The organism is Streptomyces sp. NRRL S-1022 (assembly GCF_000720135.1).
Taxonomy (GTDB): domain Bacteria; phylum Actinomycetota; class Actinomycetes; order Streptomycetales; family Streptomycetaceae; genus Streptomyces.
Genome location: NZ_JOIU01000017.1, coordinates 40,563 through 58,550, shown reverse-complemented (window position 1 = coordinate 58,550; position 17,988 = coordinate 40,563). Strand labels below are relative to the sequence as shown.

The window sequence follows — 17,988 nt, the reverse complement described above, 5'->3', positions numbered from 1 at the left end:
GGCGCGGAGTACGGCGGCCGGTGCGCGGGTGGCCCGGGTCAGGGTGCCCAGGGTGATTCGACGGACCGGGTGGTGTCCTCGATGAAGGTGCCCGGGTCGTCCCAGGTGTGCGGAAGGGGGTCCGCCACGGTGCGTGCGGACCCCCGGTGCGACCGCGTGTGGTCGGTGCGCGGGCGAGGTCAGCCGGTGTACGTGTGCAGGGTCAGGCCGTACCGGCCGAGGATCTCGTTGACCGGCTGGAACCAGGTCTCGCCGCCGCTGGTGCAGTTGCCCCAGCCGCCGGAGGTGACGCCCTGTGCCTGGTCCCCGGTGATGAAGGAGCCCCCGGAGTCCCCGGGTTCGGCGCAGACGCTCGTCTTCGTCAGCTGGTGCACCGCGCCCTGGCTGTAGTTGACGGTCTCGTTCGTCGCCAGCACCGTCCCGCAGTGCCAGTGCGAGGTCGATCCCGAGCGGCACACGGAGGATCCGACGGGCGCCACGGCCGAGCCGCGCACGAGCTGGTCGGGCACCGTGCCCCAGCCGAGCACCACCGGCACCGTCCACCAGCCGCTGCCCACGCTCACCCAGGCGTAGTCGTTGTCCGGGAACGACGAGCCCTGGAAGGTGCCGATGTAGGAGCCGTCCCAGCCGCTGACCCCGGCGCCGGGCCGGCCGCAGTGCCCGGCGGTCACGAAGCCGCCGTACACCGAGAAGCCTATGGAGCAGCGGACGTTGCCGGTGTAGTAGGGGTCGCCGCCGACCGTTCCGGCGGCGAAGGTGCGCGGTGCGGCGGGCACGGTCCGGACCGTGACGGGTCCCGCCTCGCGGGCCCGGGACACGAAGTGCCGGACATCGTTGTCGGAGCGGTCCTCGCGGACGATGTCGACGACGACCGTGCCGGCCACCGGGTCGACGTGCCAGCCGCTCACTCCGGGCGGCGCGGACAGCCGGTCGAGGCGCGCCTTGACGGCGTCCAGTTGCCGGGCCGTGTGCGCGGCCGTACGGATCTCCGCCCCGGCCGCCCTGATCGCGCGGCGCGTGTCCGCCGGGGCGTCCGGGGTGAGCGCCACCGCCAGGCGTCCCTTCGCGGAGTCGAACCAGGAACCCGCGTAGGCCTCCCCGGCCGTCCGGCGCACCTTCGGGGCGAGCGCGGCGGCGGTCCGTTCAGCCGCGATCCGGGCCTCGGCCTGCTCGCGTGTGAGGCCGAGATCGCGCTGCATGGCGGTCACGAGTCCGGCGGAGGCGGGCGGGGCGGTGGAGGCCGCGGTGTCCGCGGATCCGGTCGTGGCGCCGGCCGCCGCCGCGGGGACCGCACCCGCTGCGCTCAGGCCGCCAAGGACCAGGAGTGCGGCCAGCGCGGCATGCGTAAGTCGTCTGCGTCTCATGGGAGTTGCCCTTCGTCGTTCCAGGGGTGGGGTGGAACAGCCGATGTCTGAGAGCGCTCTCTGCGTGGCGGGGCAGAGCCTAGCCGCGCCATGACGTCAGGTCCATGCCAATGCACGATTTTCGACGGCGGCACGCGCGGGGAGACTCGGTCACCGCGTCGGCTCATGGACACAGACGCCCGGTCGGCCGACACGCGGACCTCCTGCGGCACGGCCGCGGCCAGCTGCGCCGACCTGATCGGCGACGCGCTGCCCCGGAATCCGTACCTGCGGGCGGCCCTTGTCGCCGTCGGCCCACTCGGTGCACGCCGCCGGCGGCGGCCCGGTGGCGGACGTCGGCCGCGGACCCGGGCACGCCACCGCCCACCTGAACGGACCGGGCGGGGACGCGTTCGGCATCGGCCTCTCTCCCACGATGGTCGGCCCGGCCCGGCGCGACCACCCCGGCCGCGGGACGCCGGGTTCACGGTCGAGGCCCCTCTGCTGCGGCGCTGGTCCCCGGGGTCCGGCGCGCGCGACGAGGTGACGCTCGGACAGTCCGGCGAGCGCACCGGCCACGTCGCTGCGGTAGGTGCCGGTGCGCCCGCTCAGGCGGCGCGAATACCGGGCCGGGGTCGTGGACGGCGGTGCGGACCGGGCCGGTGCGGCGGGCAGCGACGTGCTGCCCGCCGGTCGACGCCCCTTGTTGCGGATCCGCCGGCGGCCTGCCCGTCCGGCTGGGGCGGACGCCCCGGGCAGGCCGCCGGCGCAGGGCGGAGCGGTGTTACAGCGCGCGTTCCAGGCGGTCCGCCATCAGCTTGACGAAGCGGGCCGGTTCCTTCGGCTGGCCGCCCTCGGCGAGCACCGCCAGTCCGTGCAGGAGTTCGGCGGTCTCGGCCAGCTCGGAGCGGTCCTCGCGCTCCTTGTACGCCTGGTTGAGGCCCTTCACCAGCTGGTGGTCCGGGTTGAGCTCCAGGATCCGCTTGGCGCGGGGCACCTCCTGGCCCATCGCGCGGTACATGTTCTCCAGGGCCGGGGTCAGGTCGTGCGCGTCGGAGACGACACACGCCGGGGAGACGGTGAGGCGGGAGGACAGGCGCACCTCCTTGATCTCCTCGTCCAGCTGCTCCTTCATCCAGCCGAGCAGGCCAGCGTAGTCCTCGCTCTGCTTCTCCCGCTCCGCGTCGGAGGTGTCCTCGTCCTCGGCGTCGAGGTCGATCTGCCCCTTGGCGACGGACCGCAGCTTCTTGCCCTCGTACTCGCCGACGGCGTCCGCCCACACCTCGTCCACCGGGTCGGTGAGCAGCAGCACCTCGATGCCCCGCTCCCGGAACGCCTCCATGTGCGGGGAGTTCTCGATGCTCTGCCGGGACTCGCCGGTCAGGTAGTAGATGTCCTCCTGACCGTCCTTCATCCGCTCCACGTAGCTCTTGAGCGTGGTCGGTCCGGTCTCGTCGTGCGTGCTGGCGAACGACGCGACGGCGAGGATGGCGTCCCGGTTCTCCGTGTCGGTGACCAGTCCCTCCTTCAGGACCGTGCCGAACTCCCGCCAGAACGTGTCGTACCGCTCCCGGTCCTTGGTCATCATCTCCTTGACCGTGGACAGGACCTTCTTCGTCAGCCGGCGCCGCATCATCTCGATGTGGCGGTCCTGCTGGAGGATCTCCCGGGACACGTTGAGCGAGAGGTCCGCCGCGTCGACGACGCCCTTGACGAAGCGGAGGTACGGCGGCAGCAGCGCCTCGCAGTCGTCCATGATGAAGACGCGCTTGACGTAGAGCTGCACGCCGCGCTTGAAGTCCCGCGTGAACAGGTCGTGCGGGGCGTGCTCGGGAAGGAACAGCAGGGCCTGGTACTCGAAGGTGCCCTCCGCCTGGAGCCGGATCGTCTCCAGCGGGTCGCGCCAGTCGTGGGCGATGTGCTTGTACAGCTCGTGGTACTCGTCGTCGGACACCTCGTCGCGGGGCCGCGCCCACAGCGCCTTCATCGAGTTGAGGGTCTCGGGCCCGGGCGCCTCGTCGCTCCCGTCGGCCGCGCCCTCGGGCACCATCCGGATGGGCCAGGTGATGAAGTCCGAGTACCGCTTGACGATCTCCTTGATCTTCCACGGCGAGGTGTAGTCGTGGAGCTGGTTCTCCGGGTCGGCCGGCTTGAGGTGGAGGGTGACCGAGGTGCCCTGCGGCGCGTCGTCGACCGTCTCCAGGGTGTACGTGCCCTCGCCGCGCGACGACCAGCGGGTGCCCTGGCCCTCGCCGGCGCGCCGGGTCAGCAGGGTCATCTCGTCGGCCACCATGAAGCCGGAGTAGAAGCCGACGCCGAACTGGCCGATGAGCCCCTCCTCACCGGCCTTGTCCTTGGCCTCCCGCAGCTCGTGCAGGAACTTCGCGGTGCCCGAGTTGGCGATGGTGCCGATCAGCTGCCCGACCTCGTCGTACGACATCCCGATGCCGTTGTCCCGCACGGTGAGCGTACGGGCGTCCTTGTCGATGTCGATCTCGATGTGCAGGTCGGACACGTCGGCGTCGAGCGAGTCGTCCCACAGCTTCTCCAGACGCAGCTTGTCCAGCGCGTCCGAGGCGTTGGAGACGAGCTCCCGCAGGAAGACGTCCTTGTTCGAGTAGACCGAGTGGATCATCAGCTGGAGGAGCTGACGAGCCTCCACCTGAAACTCGAAGGTCTCAGTCGGCATGTTCGCGGATACCTCTCCGGTCCTGTCGCTGGAACTGGTGCAGCCACTGTAAAACACCACGTCAGCGCGGTGGCCCGAATGGGGCGCAGTGGCTGGATCGAACCGGGGCGGCGAACGGGCCGCTGCGCCGCGTATGCGCTGCGTATGCGCTCCCTCACGTTCCCGGTTTCCGGTTTCGGTGCTCATGACCTCCGCTTCTCCGGGTACTCGCCAGGTCCAGCCAAGGAGTGACAACGGAGGTACAGAGATGAGCACGGTCCGGGAAGCGGTAGAGGTCGAGGTTCCGCTCCACACCGCCTACAACCAGTGGACGCAGTTCGAGGAGTTCCCGAACTTCATGGAAGGCGTCGAAGAGGTCAGGCAGCTGGACGACCGGCACAATCACTGGACCACGAAGATCGGCGGGGTGCGGCGGGAGTTCGACACCGAGATCGTCGACCAGCTGCCCGACGAGCGCATCACCTGGCGCACCACGAGCGGCGACACCAGCCAGAAGGGCTCGGTCCGCTTCGAGCGTCTGGACGACGGCCACACCAAGGTCGAGCTGGTGATGGACATCGAGCCCAGCGGGGCCGTGGAGAAGGCCGCGGACCTGATCGGCACGATCGACCGGCGCGTCAAGGGTGACATGAAGCGGTTCAAGCAGTTCATCGAGGAGCGCGGTGGGGAGTCCGGTGCCTGGCGCGGCCGGGTCCGGCCCGAGGACGCCGGCCCCGGGGCGCTCTGACCCCACACAGGTCTCGCACGAGACGTAGGTGGGAGGCACATGGCCCGGGCACACCAGCCCGGGCCGTGTCTCATGTCCGGCCACATGACATGCCGGTGCCGGCCGGGGGGCCGCCGGGTCGGTGCCCGCCCCCGGCGGCCCAAGTTCCGGCTGCCGGAGGGGCGTTGTCAGTGGCGGCTGGCACGATCGGTGGCATGACGGACAGCGACTACTGGCGGGCGTTCCTGACGCGCTGGAGCCACGAGTGGGCGGACGCGCAGGATCCCGACGCGCCGGACGACGAGCGGCTCGCGGGTGACGAGGAGGTCCTGCGTACGCGGTGGCTGGGGTTCCCGCCCGCCTCCGAGGAGCGGATCCGCGCACTGGAGGAGCGGCTCGGGCACCGGCTCCCTCCCTCGTACCGGGCGTTCTTGTCGGTGAGCGACGGCTGGCGGCACGCGGGCGGCTTCGTGTGGCTGCTCGCCGGCACCGACCAGGTCCGCCGGCACCAGGACGCGGCGGGGCTGTCCGAGCACTTCCCCGGGGACCCGGACGACGATGCCGCGCCGGAGGAGGAGTTGCCGGCCGGGATGTGGCAGCGGGCCCTGGAACTGGACGTGGAGTCGGACGCCGTGCACATCCTGATGGACCCCGGTGACGTGGACGCCGACGGGGAGTGGCCCGTCTATTCCTACGCGTCGTGGCGGGCGAGCCCGCCGGAGCGGTACGGCTCCTTCCGGGCGTTCATGGAGGACATGTACCGGGAGTTCCACAGCCTCCAGATGGACCGGTCGCATCGCACCGGGCAGGAGTTCGTCAACGCCACGACGCGGGCGCTGGACGCCTCCGTGGAGGAGGCCCGGCTGGAGGCGCTGCGGGGACGGTACGAGGAGGCCGGGACGGCACTGGCCGAGGCACTGGAGTACGGCAGGCCGCGGGCGGCGGGGCTGCGCGACCAGATCCGCCGGATGCTGGGGCAGACGTACACGGTGTCGTTCCACGGGCTCACGACCGATCCGCTCTACGCACCGGAGGTCCTGCCCGTGCTGGCGGCCGAGCATGTGAGCGCGCACCGGGACGACTACGCGTGGAGCTACCACCTGGGCGACGCCTCCCCCGCGGCGGCCGAGACGGCGCGGGAGATCCTGCGGGACGTCCGCGAAGGCACTTACCGCTACGCCCCCGGAGGCGCCTTCGGGCGTGCCGTGGCGCAGGCGCGGGAGCAGGCGCGGTGGGGTGACACGGACGAGGCGTGGCGGACGCTGCGCGCCGCGCTGCCCGAGTGGCGGCCCGTGGGCCCGGACCACATCGCGCCGGTCGGACTGTGCGCCGACCCGCTCCTGGGCCCGCTGGTCACCCCGGAGCGGGGCCGGGAGCTGCTGGCCACGCCCCGCGCGGGCCGGCGGGGCGTGGCACCGGCTCCGGCGGCCGACGTGGATCCGCCCGGGCTGGCGTGGCTGACCGAGGTGGACCCCGGGCACGTGCTGTCGTCGTCGTACCGTTTCGTCCTCGTGGCGGCGGTGGAGCCGGCCGAGCTGCCCGGCCGGCTCGGCGCGGACGAGACCACCGTGCTGGACGAGCCGGTGACCTTGTGGGAGTCACGCATGCGGCTGCGCGGCGGCGCCGACGCGCCCGGGTGGGAGGACCGGGCGCTTGCCTGCGTCGGCCGGGCGGGCGCCGGCTGGAGTTTCGCGCTGGAGGCGCGGCCCGGCGGTGGTTTCGCCGAGAAGTGGTTCGACTCCCCCGGCGTCGCGGCTTCGGATGGCACCCGTGCGGTGACGGTGTGGAGCGAGCCGTCCGACGGGCACCGCCCCGGTGTCTTCCACCTGTCCGTGGCGGAGCACGGGGAGGAACGGTACGCGTTCACGGTGCGGGGAACGGCGGCCGTACGGGGCTCCTTGCCGGCCGCACTGGATCCGGAGCGGCTCTTCCGGCCGGACGACCCGCCCGCCGAGCGGCTGGGGGAACGCCGCGCCCTGGAGGCGCTCGCCGCCGAGTACGGCGTCCGGTTGCCGCGGTTCGCCCTCACCCGCGGGCGTTTGCACACGTTCCGGACCAGACCCTGGAACCGGCCGCCGGGCCCGGGCGAGGGTTACTGGGCGCTGCGTTTCGTCCGCAGCAGGCCGTAGGAAGTGGCAGGTTGGCGCACTCTCGACGCACCGTGTGACGCCTTGACCGCGATGCGTCGCCGCGGTTGCATGCTTGCGGGCCGCCAGTGGCGAGCCGGCGGACGTGTCCTGCCTGGGGGGAACATGCGGGGAATCGCGAACGGGAGCACCACCAGAGGTGTGCGGACCGCTCTCGGCGCGGCGGCCGCGGTCTGCACGGTCACGGCGGTGCTGCCCGGAGCCGCCGTCGCCCAGGCCGCGAGCGTCGCGGACGGCGGCGGAGCCGGTGTCGAGAGGATCAGTGTCGCGGCCGACGGCACGCAGGCCGACGACAACTCCGCCGGGGCCTCGATCACGCCCGACGGCAGCCGCGTCGTCTTCTCGTCGTCGGCGACGAACCTCACGCCCGACGGCACCACGGGAGGCGACCGGGTGTACGTCCGCGACCAGCGGACGGGGCAGACCCGGCAGACGGGGCAGCTGCGCCCGCTCCAGGCTCCGGTGATCAGCGGTGACGGGGCGTACGTCGCCTATCCGGTGCAGTGGGTGAACGACGTGCGAATCCGCCAGTACCAGGTGAGCACGGGGGCGACGGCTTCCCTCAACTGCTCGGCCTACAGCTGCAACCAGCCGTCACTGAGCGGGGACGGCGGCTATGTCGCCCACGTCGTGTTCTCCCCGAGGCAACCGTCGTTCGGCCAGCGCATCGAGGTCCAGAACCGCAGCACCGGCGCCGACCAGACCGTCGCCGCCTTCGGCCACACCTACCCGTCCAGGCCGTCCATCAGCGGCGACGGCCGCTATGTGGCCTACCAGGACGGCAAGACGGAGGACGTCTTCGTGTGGGACCGGACCGTCGGCACCGCCTCCGGCCCGATCGAGGGCCCGTCCGCGAAGGCGTCACTCGTCCAGCTCAGCGACGACGGCAGCAAGGTCGTCTACCTGTCGGGCTCCGACACCTACGTCCACGACGTGCGCTCGGGCACCGCCCGACTGGTGCCGAACGCGCGGGGATTGGCCATCGACCCCACCGGCCGCTACCTGCTGTACGCCCCGCAGGACACGACCGGACCGTCGCTCACGCTGCTCGACCTGTGGACGGACACCGACGAGACCGTCTCGGACCGGCCCGCCACGGCGGGGGCCGGCGCGGTCGGCGCCGGTGGGCGCGACGTGGTCTTCCAGTCCACGGCCGACGACCTCGTGCCCGGCGACACCAACGGCAAGTCGGACGTCTTCGTCCGCCACTTCTCCTGACCGCCAGGGTCCGGGGCGGGCTCCTGCGCTCGCAGACTCCCGCTCCCGGGCGCACGATAGTCACAGGGGACCATTCCCGGGGGGGCGCTCGGCACCGCGGGCCGCACCCGGGCCGCGGGCGGCACGAGGAGGGCACCATGACCCGCGCCGGTACCGTTACCAGGAACGTGATGCCCGACACGGTCAAGCCGGGCGGCGCCCAGTCGGAGGACCATCCCTGGAAGATCCGGCTGGTGGAGCATCCGAAGCGTTTCGAGTCGCCCTTCTTCCAGGCCGCGAAGCGCACGGCGCACCGGATCCTCGACGAGATCGACGACGCGGACCTGCCCTACGGGCCCCGGCCGGTGGCGCCCGAGGGCTGGGAGATGCACCACGGCGGCAGCCTGTGGGTGAGGACGGCGGGCGGCTGGCGGATGTACCGGGCCCGCGTGGGCATCGAGTGGAGCATGCAGTTCTGCGCCGACCCGCCCCGGATCGACCGGCTCCGCCAGGACGCGGCCGAACTCGTGGCGGCCTTCCCCGAGACGCTGCCCGCCCTGGCCCGGCTGGGCTACGAGGAGGCCGAGCAGCTGCTGCGCACCCCGGTCACGGACGCCGACGGAGTCGAGGCGTGGACGGACTGCCTCTTCAACTCCTGTGTGCCGCTGAGCCGCGGGAACCACCAGGGGATCCTGCCGAAGGTGCCCGGGGAGCACCATTACCCGTGGCCGGTGAAGGGGGCCGACTTCTTCCGGTACGACGACTTCCAGCTGTGGGTGACCCTGCCGGACGGCACACACGGCGCCGTGACGCCGGTGGGCCGGCGGGGCTCCGGCGACGGGCATGTGCGGCTGGTGCACGCCCCGGAGGGCAGCCAGGCCGCGCACACGCTGGCCGAGGCGCAGGACCAGGGGCTGATGGCGATCCTGCCGCCGAACAGCTCGGCCGCCCTCCAGGCGTTCGCCGGGCAGATCGGCCCAGGCCGGCGCAGCGCCTCCGGGCCGCTTGCGCCGCACCGGTCACACGGCAACGGGCGGAATTCCCGCACCCGTTGACGTCTTCTCCAGCGCGGCGCCGGGCCGGGGGCCTTCACCCGCGCGGCCGTCCGTTCGTCCTTGCCGGCCCCGTGAGGATGAAGGCCGAGTGTCCGGGTGACGTCTACCGGGCCGAGTTCAACCCGCTCACCGCCGCCAGGCCGGTGCGGCTCTCCGCGCCGGGCCGGCCTTCGGTGAAGCCGCGCTCGGCCGTCCGCGACACGGCCGAGCTGCAGGAGAACCGGCCGGTGCGCCCGGGGCCCGCGTGGAGCGGCGCCCGGGCGCCGGTGGCGGCCGTGGGTCAGTTCGGGTTGTCGCCGTGGGTGAGGGTCTCCCAGGCCACGAAGAGGTTGTTGCTGCCTGCCGGGCGGTTCTGTTCGGTCAGGGTCTGGGTGTTGGTCATGGCGACGCCCAGACGGTTGTGCAGGGCGTTGTAGCCGACCTCGGTGACCGGGCCCAGCCCCCGCTTGACCGACCCGCCGCACAGCCAGCTGGGGACGGCGGCGCCCAGTTCGTACTTGGCCTGGAAGCCGAGCGCCTGCCGCAGCCGCTCACCCACGTCGGTGCCGTACAGGTCCTGCCCCTGGATCCGGCTGGTCTCGGCGACGTGCGAGATGGCGGAGATGCCGTAGCCGGTGTGGGTGAAGTCGCGGCAGGTCTCCTGGGTGAGACCGGTGACGAAGGTGGACTGGCCCTGCCAGTAGGACACGATCTTGTCGCGGGTGTTCAGGTTCTGGCTCGGTACCGTCTTCGGCAGGTCCCCGTCGGAGGCGAGGTACACGTACGCGGCCGTGCGGGTGCGGAACTTCGCCATGGCCGTGTCGTACGACGTCTTGTCCTCCAGGAAGACGGAGATACCGACGGCCGCCTCCATCATCGACAGCTCCCAGTTGCCGTTGGAGTTCGAGCCGTTGATGATTTTGGGCAGGTAGACGTTGCGCAGCATGGACGCGAAACGGCCCGAGTTGGCCCAGGTGCCGGGGTAGGTGTACTTGATGATCTCGGCGGCCTTCGGCCAGGAGGAACCCGCCCAGCCCGTCTGCAGCGGAGCGTTGCTGTTGGTGTGGTCCGTGAGCACGGCGGACCAGGCGTCCATCAGCTCGATCGCCTTCTTGGCGTAGCGCTCGTCGCGGGTGATGTACCAGGCCAGCGCGTCGGTGTAGGCCGCGATGGCGTCCTGGCGTTCGTCCGTGCAGCCGTAGTCGGGGTTGGAGTAGGAACCGCACTCCACGACGGCGCGGGGCTGGGGGGTGCGGCCGAGGCTCGCGTACTTGCTCGCCATCATCTGGTCGTACGCGCTCTTCCACGGCTGGGCGCCGGCGAGCACCTTTTCGCGGGTGAAGTCGAGTTGGGCGCGGGAGACGGTGACGCCGGGGTGCACGAAGGTCGCGGGAGCGGCCTGAGCGCGCCCGGTGCCGGGCCAGGAGAGCAGGCCGGTGGTGAGCAGGGTGGCCGCCGCCGTCAGGGCGAGGGCGGAACGCCGGGAACGCCGGGACGCACGGCGGCGCGGAGCGGGTGTGTCCTGCATATAGTCCGTCCTCATATGTGAACGATGGGCGGCTTCTTGAACGTGCGGGCTGAACGGAGACCATAGGTACGGACCACTGGGCCGTCAAGGGGGCACGGGACGCGCGCCGTTCACAGGGGGCGGCCCACGCGCCGGAGCGGCACCCCTCTCCCGCCGGCGTCAACAAGTGAACGCCCGGAGACGTGTCCCCGCGCCGGCACCCTGGCCTGAATTCATTCCTCGGGCTCACTCAACTCCCTTTTCAAACTGCCCTGTTCGGCTCTTGACGGTACTGGTTCAGACCACTTACCTTCCCGGTTGCCGGGTGGGCCTCCGCACGCAGCACTCGGCTCGGTGAGGCCTTCCCCGTTCTTCATCGACCGCGAAAGGCTGTGATCTCCTCCCGTGGCCGCACAACCCCCCACTCGCTCGGTCCTGTTCCGTACCGTGTTCGCCGCCGCCGTCGCCGTATCGGCCGGGACGCTGGCCGCCCTGCCCGCCCAGGCCGCCACCGGCTCCGTCACCGGGCTCGCCGGCAAGTGCCTCGACGTCGCCGGGGCGAACTCCGCCGACGGCACGCCCGTCCAGCTCTACGACTGCAACGGCACCAACGCCCAGCAGTGGACCGCCGGCAGCGACGGCACGCTCCGCGCCCTCGGCAAGTGCCTCGACGTCACCGGCAACGCGACCGGCGACGGCGCCAAGGCGCAGCTGTGGTCCTGTACCGGCGGCGCCAACCAGAAGTGGACCGTGACCGCCGCCCACGACATCGTCAACCCCCAGGCGGACAAGTGCCTGGACGTCACCGGCAACACCGCCGCCAACGGCACCCGGATACAGATCTGGACCTGCACCGGCGGCGCCAACCAGAAGTGGAACGCCCCGGCCGCGCAGGCCGGCGAGCAGTGCTGGGCCACCCACTACGGCCCCCAGCCGCCCGGCGCGCTGACGGCGAGCGGTGAGCTGTTCGACAACAACGCCGACACGGCGGCGACCTCGCTCAGCCGTCAGCCCCAACTGCCCTTCGGCACCCGGGTCCAGGTGACCAACGTCGCCAACGGCCGGTCACTGGTGGTCCGCGTCAACGACCGGGGCACGTTCGTGCAGACCCCGCAGGAGCCCAAGTGCCTCGACCTGACCGACGGCGCCTTCAGCCGGCTCGGCGGCAGCCTGAACCCGGACGCCGGGCACATCGTCGTCACGCAGACCGTCCTCAACTGACCTCCGCGGACCGCCCGTACCTCTCCCGGACCGCAACCGGCCCCATGAACTGGAGCGAACCCTTCATGCGTCACCCCGAAGCCGGACGGACACCGCTGCGCCGCAGGCGCCGCCTGCACCCCGGACGCCTCCTGGCCGCCGTCATCTCCGCGTCCCTCGCCGTGCTGTTCGCCGTCACCCCGGCGCAGGCCGCCGACGGGCAGATCAGCGGCCTGGCCGGCAAGTGCGTCGACGTCGCGGGCGCGAACAGCGCCAACGGCACGGCCGTACAGCTCTACGACTGCAACGGCACCGCGGCCCAGCGGTGGTCCAATCCGGGCGACGGCACCTTGCGGGCACTCGGCAAGTGCCTGGACGTCGTCGACCGCGGTACCGCCGACGGAGCCGCCGTACAGCTGTGGGACTGCTCCGGCGGGGCCAACCAGCAGTGGGTGGTCAGCGCCGCGCGCGACATCGTCAACCCGGCCGCGAACAAGTGCCTGGACGTACGGGACAACAACTCGGCCAACGGCACACGGCTGCAGATCTGGAGCTGCTCCGGCGGCGCCAACCAGAAGTGGAACGCGCCGGCGAGCGGTGGCGGTGACACCACGCCGTCCGGGTTCGTCGTCTCCGAGGCCCAGTTCAACCAGATGTTCCCGAACCGGAACTCGTTCTACACCTACAGCGGTCTGACCGCCGCCCTCCGCGCCTACCCCGGGTTCGCGAACACCGGCAGCGACACCGTGAAGAAGCAGGAGGCCGCCGCCTTCCTCGCCAACGTCAGCCACGAGACCGGCGGCCTGGTGTACGTCGTGGAGCAGAACACGGCCAACTACCCGCACTACTGCGACTGGAGCCAGTCGTACGGCTGCCCGGCGGGGCAGGCGGCGTACTACGGGCGCGGTCCCCTCCAGCTGTCCTGGAACTTCAACTACAAGGCCGCCGGCGACGCCCTCGGCATCGACCTGCTCGGCAACCCGTGGCTGGTGCAGAACGACTCCGCCGTGGCCTGGAAGACCGGCCTGTGGTACTGGAACACCCAGAGCGGACCCGGCACCATGACCCCGCACAACGCCATGGTGGGCGGCGCCGGCTTCGGCCAGACCATCCGCTCCATCAACGGTTCCCTGGAGTGCGACGGCAAGAACCCGGCGCAGGTGCAGAGCCGCGTCGACGCCTACCAGCGGTTCACCCAGATCCTCGGGGTCTCACCGGGCGCCAACCTGTACTGCTGACGCCCCTGGCGCCCGCCCCGGAACCCCGGTACGCCCGAAGGACCTCCGTCGCAGGTATGGACCTCCTCGGCCGTTTCCTGCACGGTGCACGGTGGTGGACACCCCGCCCGGCCGGGCGGCGCCGTCGCCCGGCCCGCCCGGCTCCCCCACCTCCGACCACCGAGGCCGCCCTCATGCCGATGCCACCAGCCCTCCTGCGGCTCGCCGCCACCGCCGCGGGACTCCTGCTCACGGCCGCCCCGGCCACCGTGGCCGCCGCCGCACCACCGGCCGTCGCCCCCGCCCGTGCCGCCGCCGGCGCGACGGAGGAGCCGACGTGGGCGGCACCCTTGTCGACCCGGGGCCGGTACGTCGTGGACGCCCATGGCGACCGCTTCCGGCTCAAGGGCGCCAACTGGGACGGCGCGCAGGGCTCGTGGACCGGCAGCGGCAGTCCTGCCGACCCGGCCGGCCACCACGCCGGCCAGGACTCCCACGGCATACCGCTCGGCCTGGACCGCACACCGCTGCCCCGGCTGCTGGCCGACTTCCACGAGCTGGGGATCAACACCGTCCGGCTGCCGTTCTCCAACGAGATGATCCACAGCACGACGCCCGTGCCCGACGGCGCCGTGGCGGCCAACCCCGCCCTGCGCGGCCGGACACCGCTGGAGATCTACGACACCGTGGTGGACGCGCTGAGCCGCAGCGGCTTCGCCGTGATCCTCAACAACCATACGAACACCTTCCGTTGGTGCTGCGGCATCGACGGCAACGAACGGTGGAACAGCGCTCAGTCCACCGCCCGGTGGGCGGACGACTGGGTGTTCATGGCGCGCCGCTACGCCTCCGTGCCGCGCGTGGTCGGCGCCGACCTGTACAACGAGGTCCGGCGTGACGTCCTCGACGACCCCGACTGGGGCCTGGGCGACGACCACGACTGGTACCGCGCGGCCCAGCTGGCCGCCGACCGCATCCTCACCGAGGCCGACCCGCGCCTCCTCATCGTGATCGAGGGCATCAACTGGACCGGCGTGCCCGTCGACGGGCTCCCGCACGGCCGTCCGGTGCTCGCCCCCGCCCGCACCCTGTCGCACACCCTCGTGGACTCCCGCAAACTGGTCTACTCGGCCCACTTCTACGGCTACACCGGCCCGCACCACAGCGGAGCCACCGGCATCGGCGAGACCCACGACGCCCGCTACCAGGACCTGTCCCGGGCAGAACTGGCCGCGGCGCTGGACGACGAGGCGTTCTTCGTGGAGGAGGGCGGCCGGCACTACACCGCTCCCGTGTGGGTGAGCGAGTTCGGCATCGGATCGAACGAGACGAACCCGGCGGCCCGCGCCTGGTTCGGCAACGTCACCGACTACTTCGCCGACCACGACGCCGACTTCGCGTTCTGGCCGCTGGTCGGCTTCGAGGGCCACGACGACTGGGCGCTGCTGCGCTACGACGACGCGGGGCACCGCTCGGGCGTCCTCGACCCGGGCGACTGGCGCGCCACCGCCTGGCGGCACCTGACGAGCACGCCGGGCCGGACGGGGCCCGTGGCGTCCGACCCGCTCTGGCGCATGCTCAGCACCGATCACGGCGACGCGGTGGCGTCACTGCGGGTGCGCGCCACGGGAGACTGGGACCGGGGGGCGTACAAGGCCGCCTGCCCGGACGGTACGCGACTGGCCGGGCTGAGCCACACCGGTGGGCGCGGGCTGTGCACCGACGCCGGCCCGGGTGATGCGCGGGCCGCCGACGCCCGCCAGACGGTCGTCACCGACGAGCGGTACGTCCCGGCGGGCGGCGACTGGGCGTCCGGGTACACCAAGTACCAGTGTCCCGCCGGGCAGTTCCTCATCGGCTACAGCATGCGCGGCGCGCGGGTGTCGGCCGCGCTGTGCGTCCCGGCGCGCTCCGGGCTGTCGGACACCGGCCGCACGCTGTGGTTCGACCGGTCCGACGACCGTCCCGCCGACGCCTCCGGCGGGGACTTCGCGTACGGCGCCTACAAGGGCCAGTGCGCGGCGGACGAGTACGCCGCCGGCATCGCCTTCACCACCCGCGTGGGCAGCGCTCCCGGCCCGGCGGCCCTGCTGTGCCGGGCCGCTCGGCGCTGAGTCTCAGCCGGCGTGGTACGGCAGGGTCGTGCCCGGCACGGCGTACTCGTCGCGGCGCCCGCACATCCCGAAGCCACCGCGCCGGGTGGGCGTGGTCTCGTACGCGGTCGCCGCACCGAGATAGGCCGGGGCCCCCGCCTCCAGCGCGTCGAGCTGGGCACCGGTGCGCTCGGCGGTGGCGAGGGCGCCCGCGCGCCACAGTTCACGCCAGGCGGGCACCTCGGCGCGGACCAGGCGGGCGGCGGCACGCTGGAAGTCCCGGTAGGGGCGGTCGTCCCCGGCGGCCAGGGCCTCGCGCAGGACGAGGTAGCCCTCGACGGCGAGGTCCCTGCGGCGCCGGGCCGCCGCCTCGGTCCGCGCGCCGGTGCCCGGCGGGAGGGCGGCCGCCGCCGCGTACCGCTCCGGGTCGGCGATCACCTCGGCCGGGAAGGTGAAGACGGCGTCCCCGGCCTCGGGCAGCCCGCTGTTCTGCATCAGCACGGTGACGCGCAGGCCGCCGCCCTGCACCATGCGGTGCACGGTCCCGGGTGTGAACCAGGCGACCGAGCCGGGCCGCAGCGGGATGTCCCGGTAGCCGTCGGGGCCGAGCGTCTGCACCGCGCCCCGGCCGCCCGTGACGACGTACGCCTCCGTGCACACCAGGTGCAGGTGCGGGCTGCCGCCGCGGACGCCGTCGGCGGCCTCCCAGTCGTATGCGCTCAGGTGGGACAGGCCGACGGCCCCGGGCAGCGGGTGCGGCGGGGCGCCCGCGGGTTCGGTCACCACGGCAGGGCTTCCAGGTGGGCGGCGATCCGGTCGCGGTCCCAGGCCCCGTCGGCGATCACCACCCGGTAGCGGTAGTCGAAGGACTCCCCCGGCTCCAGCGTGAACTCCTCGAAGAAGGCCCAGGAGAAGGCGACGGTGGGAACGGGTGCGGAACGCACGAACCAGTGGGACTCGTGGATCGCGGACGTCTCGTCCAGGTTCTCCGGCGCGTGCGCGAAGACGAGGGTGGAGTGCCCGTCGACCTCGTCGTGCTCGGCGGTGAAGGCCAGCCACGGCCCTTGGCTGCCCATGAGCTTCCCCGCACCGGCGTCCTCCGCGCCGGGAGTGAGGACCCGGCCGCCGGTGAAGTCGCGCGGCCCGCGCCACTGCAGTCCGGTGTACCCGGCCAGTTCCCGGCCCGCGGTGGTCGGGGAGCCGAACACCAGCGGCTTGGCAAGGATGTTGGTGAGCCGGATCGACCAGTCCAGCGCCCAGGAGCCGGCCTCCTCGTCCACCGAGTGCACGGCGATCCCGCGCACTTCGCGGGCCCATTCCCGCCCGCCGTTCTCGACCCAGGTCAACTCCTCGGTGAACCCGAACCGTCGGTCCTCGACGGTGACGGCACCGAAGCCGTCGTGGCGCATGGAGCCGACCCGGTCGGGCAGGGCCAGGTAACCCCGGCCGCGCACATAGGAGTTGCCGCCCCAGAAGTTCTGCCCGGACAGATGGCTGGCCGTCATCTGCAGGCCCTTGTGCCAGCGGTGGTCGTTCGGCCGGTACCCGGTCACCGTGCGGCCGGCCAGGGTGCGCACGGGGTGGGCGTAGGGCTTGCGGGACTCGAAGGGGTCCGGGTCGGGGCGGTAGACGTAGCGGAGGATCTCGGTGCCGTTCGGCGCCTCGACCGCGAGGTGCTCGCCGTGGACGTGGCTGACGCGGAGGCTCACGCGCGCTCCTTCGGGGCCCAGTCGGGGTGTCCGCCGTGCATGGCCGTGTAGTAGGGGTCGCCGGGACCGATCTCGCCGGCACGCACCGGCTGTCCGGTGAACGCCGCCTTGTACAGCGCGGCGGCGAACTCCAGGGCGGCGCGGGCGTCCGGGCCGCTGCCGGGGGGCCGTACGCCACGGTCGTAGGCGTCGAGGAGGGCGCCGAGCTGCGCGGTGTGCGAGCTGGGGACGTCCTCGGCGGGGGCGCGCCAGGCGGCGGCACGCTCCGGGCGGACGTGCGGGGCCGGGGTGTAGACCCAGTCGTCGTTGCCGTGTCCGTACAGGTGGGTCAGCTCCACCGTGGCGTCGGCGCAGTCGATGCGGATGCGGCTCACCTCGGCCGGGGAGAGCACGCTGTTGACGACGGTGGCGAGCGCGCCGTTGCGGAAGCGGATGAGGGCGGTGGAGACGTCCTCGCTCTCGATGTCGTGGACCAGCCGGGCCGCCATGGCCCGTATCTCCTCCCACGCGCCGAGCAGGTGCAGCAGCAGGTCGTACTGGTGGATGCCGTGCCCCATCGTGGGCCCGCCGCCCTCCGTGGCCCACCGGCCGCGCCACGGCAGGGAGTAGTAGGCGCCGTCCCGGTGCCAGGTGGTCTGGCAGTGCGCCACCAGCGGGGCGCCCAGCTCGCCGCGTGCGATCAGGTCGCGGGCGTGTACGGCGCCGGAGCCGTAGCGGTGTTGGAAGATCACCGAGGCGTAGGCGCCGGAGGCCTCCTCGGCGGCGGTGATGTCGTCGAGTTCGGCCGGTGACAGGCACAGCGGCTTCTCGCACAGCACCCAGGCGCCCGCCTTGAGCGCGGCCACGGTCTGCTCCCGGTGCAGCGCCGGCGGGGTGCCGATCAGCACCAGGTCCGGGTGTACGGCGTCCAGCATGGCGTCCGTCGAGGTGAACCCGGCGACCCCCGCACCCGCGAGCTGCCGGAAGGCGTCCAGCCGGACCTCGTCCACGTCGACGGCGGCGACCAGTTCGACCCGCTCGGCATGGGCGCCGAGCGCGGGCAGATGGCTTCCGGTGACGATGGCACCGGTGCCGATCACGGCGACCCGGCGGGGTGCGGGCAGGGACATGCGGCGCTCCTCGGAGGCAGGTCGGGTCGTCGGCAGT

Annotated in this window: 13 protein-coding genes; 7 read left to right on the top strand and 6 right to left on the bottom strand. The window is 72.5% G+C overall.

The window, feature by feature from the left end; all coding sequences use genetic code 11:
* Positions 1–179 precede the first annotated feature (179 nt).
* Complete coding sequence (locus IG05_RS0124675; RefSeq protein ID WP_030345868.1) at positions 180–1,364, bottom strand: S1 family peptidase; 1,185 nt, start codon at positions 1,362–1,364, stop codon at positions 180–182.
* A gap of 763 nt (positions 1,365–2,127) precedes the next feature.
* Positions 2,128–4,032 carry a molecular chaperone HtpG gene (htpG, locus tag IG05_RS0124670; RefSeq protein ID WP_030345866.1) on the bottom strand — a complete coding sequence of 635 codons (1,905 nt, stop codon included), beginning with the start codon at positions 4,030–4,032 and terminating at the stop codon, positions 2,128–2,130.
* Positions 4,033–4,279: 247 nt separating this feature from the next.
* Here htpG and IG05_RS0124665 point away from each other — a divergent pair, with 247 nt between their 5' ends.
* The 4 genes from IG05_RS0124665 (at position 4,280) to IG05_RS0124650 (ending at position 9,137) form a co-directional block, all read left to right on the top strand.
* Entirely contained in the window at positions 4,280–4,759 is a 480-nt protein-coding gene (locus tag IG05_RS0124665) for an SRPBCC family protein (RefSeq protein WP_030345865.1), read from the top strand.
* Between the two features lie 194 nt (positions 4,760–4,953).
* A complete protein-coding gene (locus IG05_RS0124660) occupies positions 4,954–6,867 on the top strand; it encodes an SMI1/KNR4 family protein (RefSeq protein ID WP_030345863.1) in 1,914 nt (637 codons plus the stop codon).
* Between the two features lie 159 nt (positions 6,868–7,026).
* Positions 7,027–8,103 carry a hypothetical protein gene (locus IG05_RS0124655; RefSeq protein ID WP_078894426.1) on the top strand — a complete coding sequence of 359 codons (1,077 nt, stop codon included), beginning with the start codon at positions 7,027–7,029 and terminating at the stop codon, positions 8,101–8,103.
* 137 nt (positions 8,104–8,240) lie between these two features.
* A complete protein-coding gene (locus IG05_RS0124650; protein ID WP_030345860.1) occupies positions 8,241–9,137 on the top strand; it encodes a DUF6424 family protein in 897 nt (298 codons plus the stop codon).
* Positions 9,138–9,417: 280 nt separating this feature from the next.
* On the opposite strand, the gene IG05_RS0124645 is transcribed toward IG05_RS0124650, so the two are convergent.
* Positions 9,418–10,644 carry an alginate lyase family protein gene (locus tag IG05_RS0124645; RefSeq protein WP_030345858.1) on the bottom strand — a complete coding sequence of 409 codons (1,227 nt, stop codon included), beginning with the start codon at positions 10,642–10,644 and terminating at the stop codon, positions 9,418–9,420.
* 426 nt (positions 10,645–11,070) lie between these two features.
* Here IG05_RS0124645 and IG05_RS50035 point away from each other — a divergent pair, with 426 nt between their 5' ends.
* The 3 genes from IG05_RS50035 (at position 11,071) to IG05_RS0124630 (ending at position 15,154) form a co-directional block, all read left to right on the top strand.
* Positions 11,071–11,844: a lectin gene (locus IG05_RS50035; RefSeq protein ID WP_267883323.1), complete on the top strand. Its 774-nt coding sequence runs from the start codon at positions 11,071–11,073 to the stop codon at positions 11,842–11,844.
* Positions 11,845–11,909: 65 nt separating this feature from the next.
* Entirely contained in the window at positions 11,910–13,061 is a 1,152-nt protein-coding gene (locus IG05_RS0124635) for a chitinase (protein WP_199808374.1), read from the top strand.
* A gap of 173 nt (positions 13,062–13,234) precedes the next feature.
* Entirely contained in the window at positions 13,235–15,154 is a 1,920-nt protein-coding gene (locus tag IG05_RS0124630; protein WP_030345854.1) for a glycoside hydrolase family 5 protein, read from the top strand.
* 3 nt (positions 15,155–15,157) lie between these two features.
* Here IG05_RS0124630 and IG05_RS0124625 read toward each other — a convergent pair whose 3' ends face one another.
* The 3 genes from IG05_RS0124625 to IG05_RS0124615 are packed head-to-tail and all read right to left on the bottom strand — an operon-like array spanning position 15,158 to position 17,951.
* Positions 15,158–15,919 (bottom strand): cupin, encoded by a 762-nt coding sequence (locus IG05_RS0124625; RefSeq protein ID WP_030345853.1) that lies wholly within the window; start codon positions 15,917–15,919, stop codon positions 15,158–15,160.
* Positions 15,913–16,842 carry a PmoA family protein gene (locus IG05_RS0124620; RefSeq protein ID WP_030345851.1) on the bottom strand — a complete coding sequence of 310 codons (930 nt, stop codon included), beginning with the start codon at positions 16,840–16,842 and terminating at the stop codon, positions 15,913–15,915. The genes IG05_RS0124625 and IG05_RS0124620 overlap by 7 nt, the downstream gene beginning before the upstream one ends.
* Complete coding sequence (locus IG05_RS0124615; RefSeq protein ID WP_030345849.1) at positions 16,839–17,951, bottom strand: Gfo/Idh/MocA family protein; 1,113 nt, start codon at positions 17,949–17,951, stop codon at positions 16,839–16,841. Before IG05_RS0124615 ends, IG05_RS0124620 begins: the two co-directional genes overlap by 4 nt.
* Between the last annotated feature and the right edge of the window lie 37 nt (positions 17,952–17,988).

Excerpts from the sequence above, each read along its gene's own strand:
- IG05_RS0124650 (WP_030345860.1), top strand. The coding sequence starts at position 8,241 with ATGACCCGCGCCGGTACCGTTACCAGGAACGTGATGCCCGACACGGTC.
- IG05_RS0124660 (WP_030345863.1), top strand. The coding sequence starts at position 4,954 with ATGACGGACAGCGACTACTGGCGGGCGTTCCTGACGCGCTGGAGCCAC.
- IG05_RS0124615 (WP_030345849.1), bottom strand. The coding sequence starts at position 17,951 with ATGTCCCTGCCCGCACCCCGCCGGGTCGCCGTGATCGGCACCGGTGCC.
- IG05_RS0124675 (WP_030345868.1), bottom strand. The coding sequence starts at position 1,364 with ATGAGACGCAGACGACTTACGCATGCCGCGCTGGCCGCACTCCTGGTC.
- IG05_RS0124645 (WP_030345858.1), bottom strand. The coding sequence starts at position 10,644 with ATGCAGGACACACCCGCTCCGCGCCGCCGTGCGTCCCGGCGTTCCCGG.
- htpG (WP_030345866.1), bottom strand. The coding sequence starts at position 4,032 with ATGCCGACTGAGACCTTCGAGTTTCAGGTGGAGGCTCGTCAGCTCCTC.
- IG05_RS0124665 (WP_030345865.1), top strand. The coding sequence starts at position 4,280 with ATGAGCACGGTCCGGGAAGCGGTAGAGGTCGAGGTTCCGCTCCACACC.
- IG05_RS0124630 (WP_030345854.1), top strand. The coding sequence starts at position 13,235 with ATGCCGATGCCACCAGCCCTCCTGCGGCTCGCCGCCACCGCCGCGGGA.
- IG05_RS0124635 (WP_199808374.1), top strand. The coding sequence starts at position 11,910 with ATGCGTCACCCCGAAGCCGGACGGACACCGCTGCGCCGCAGGCGCCGC.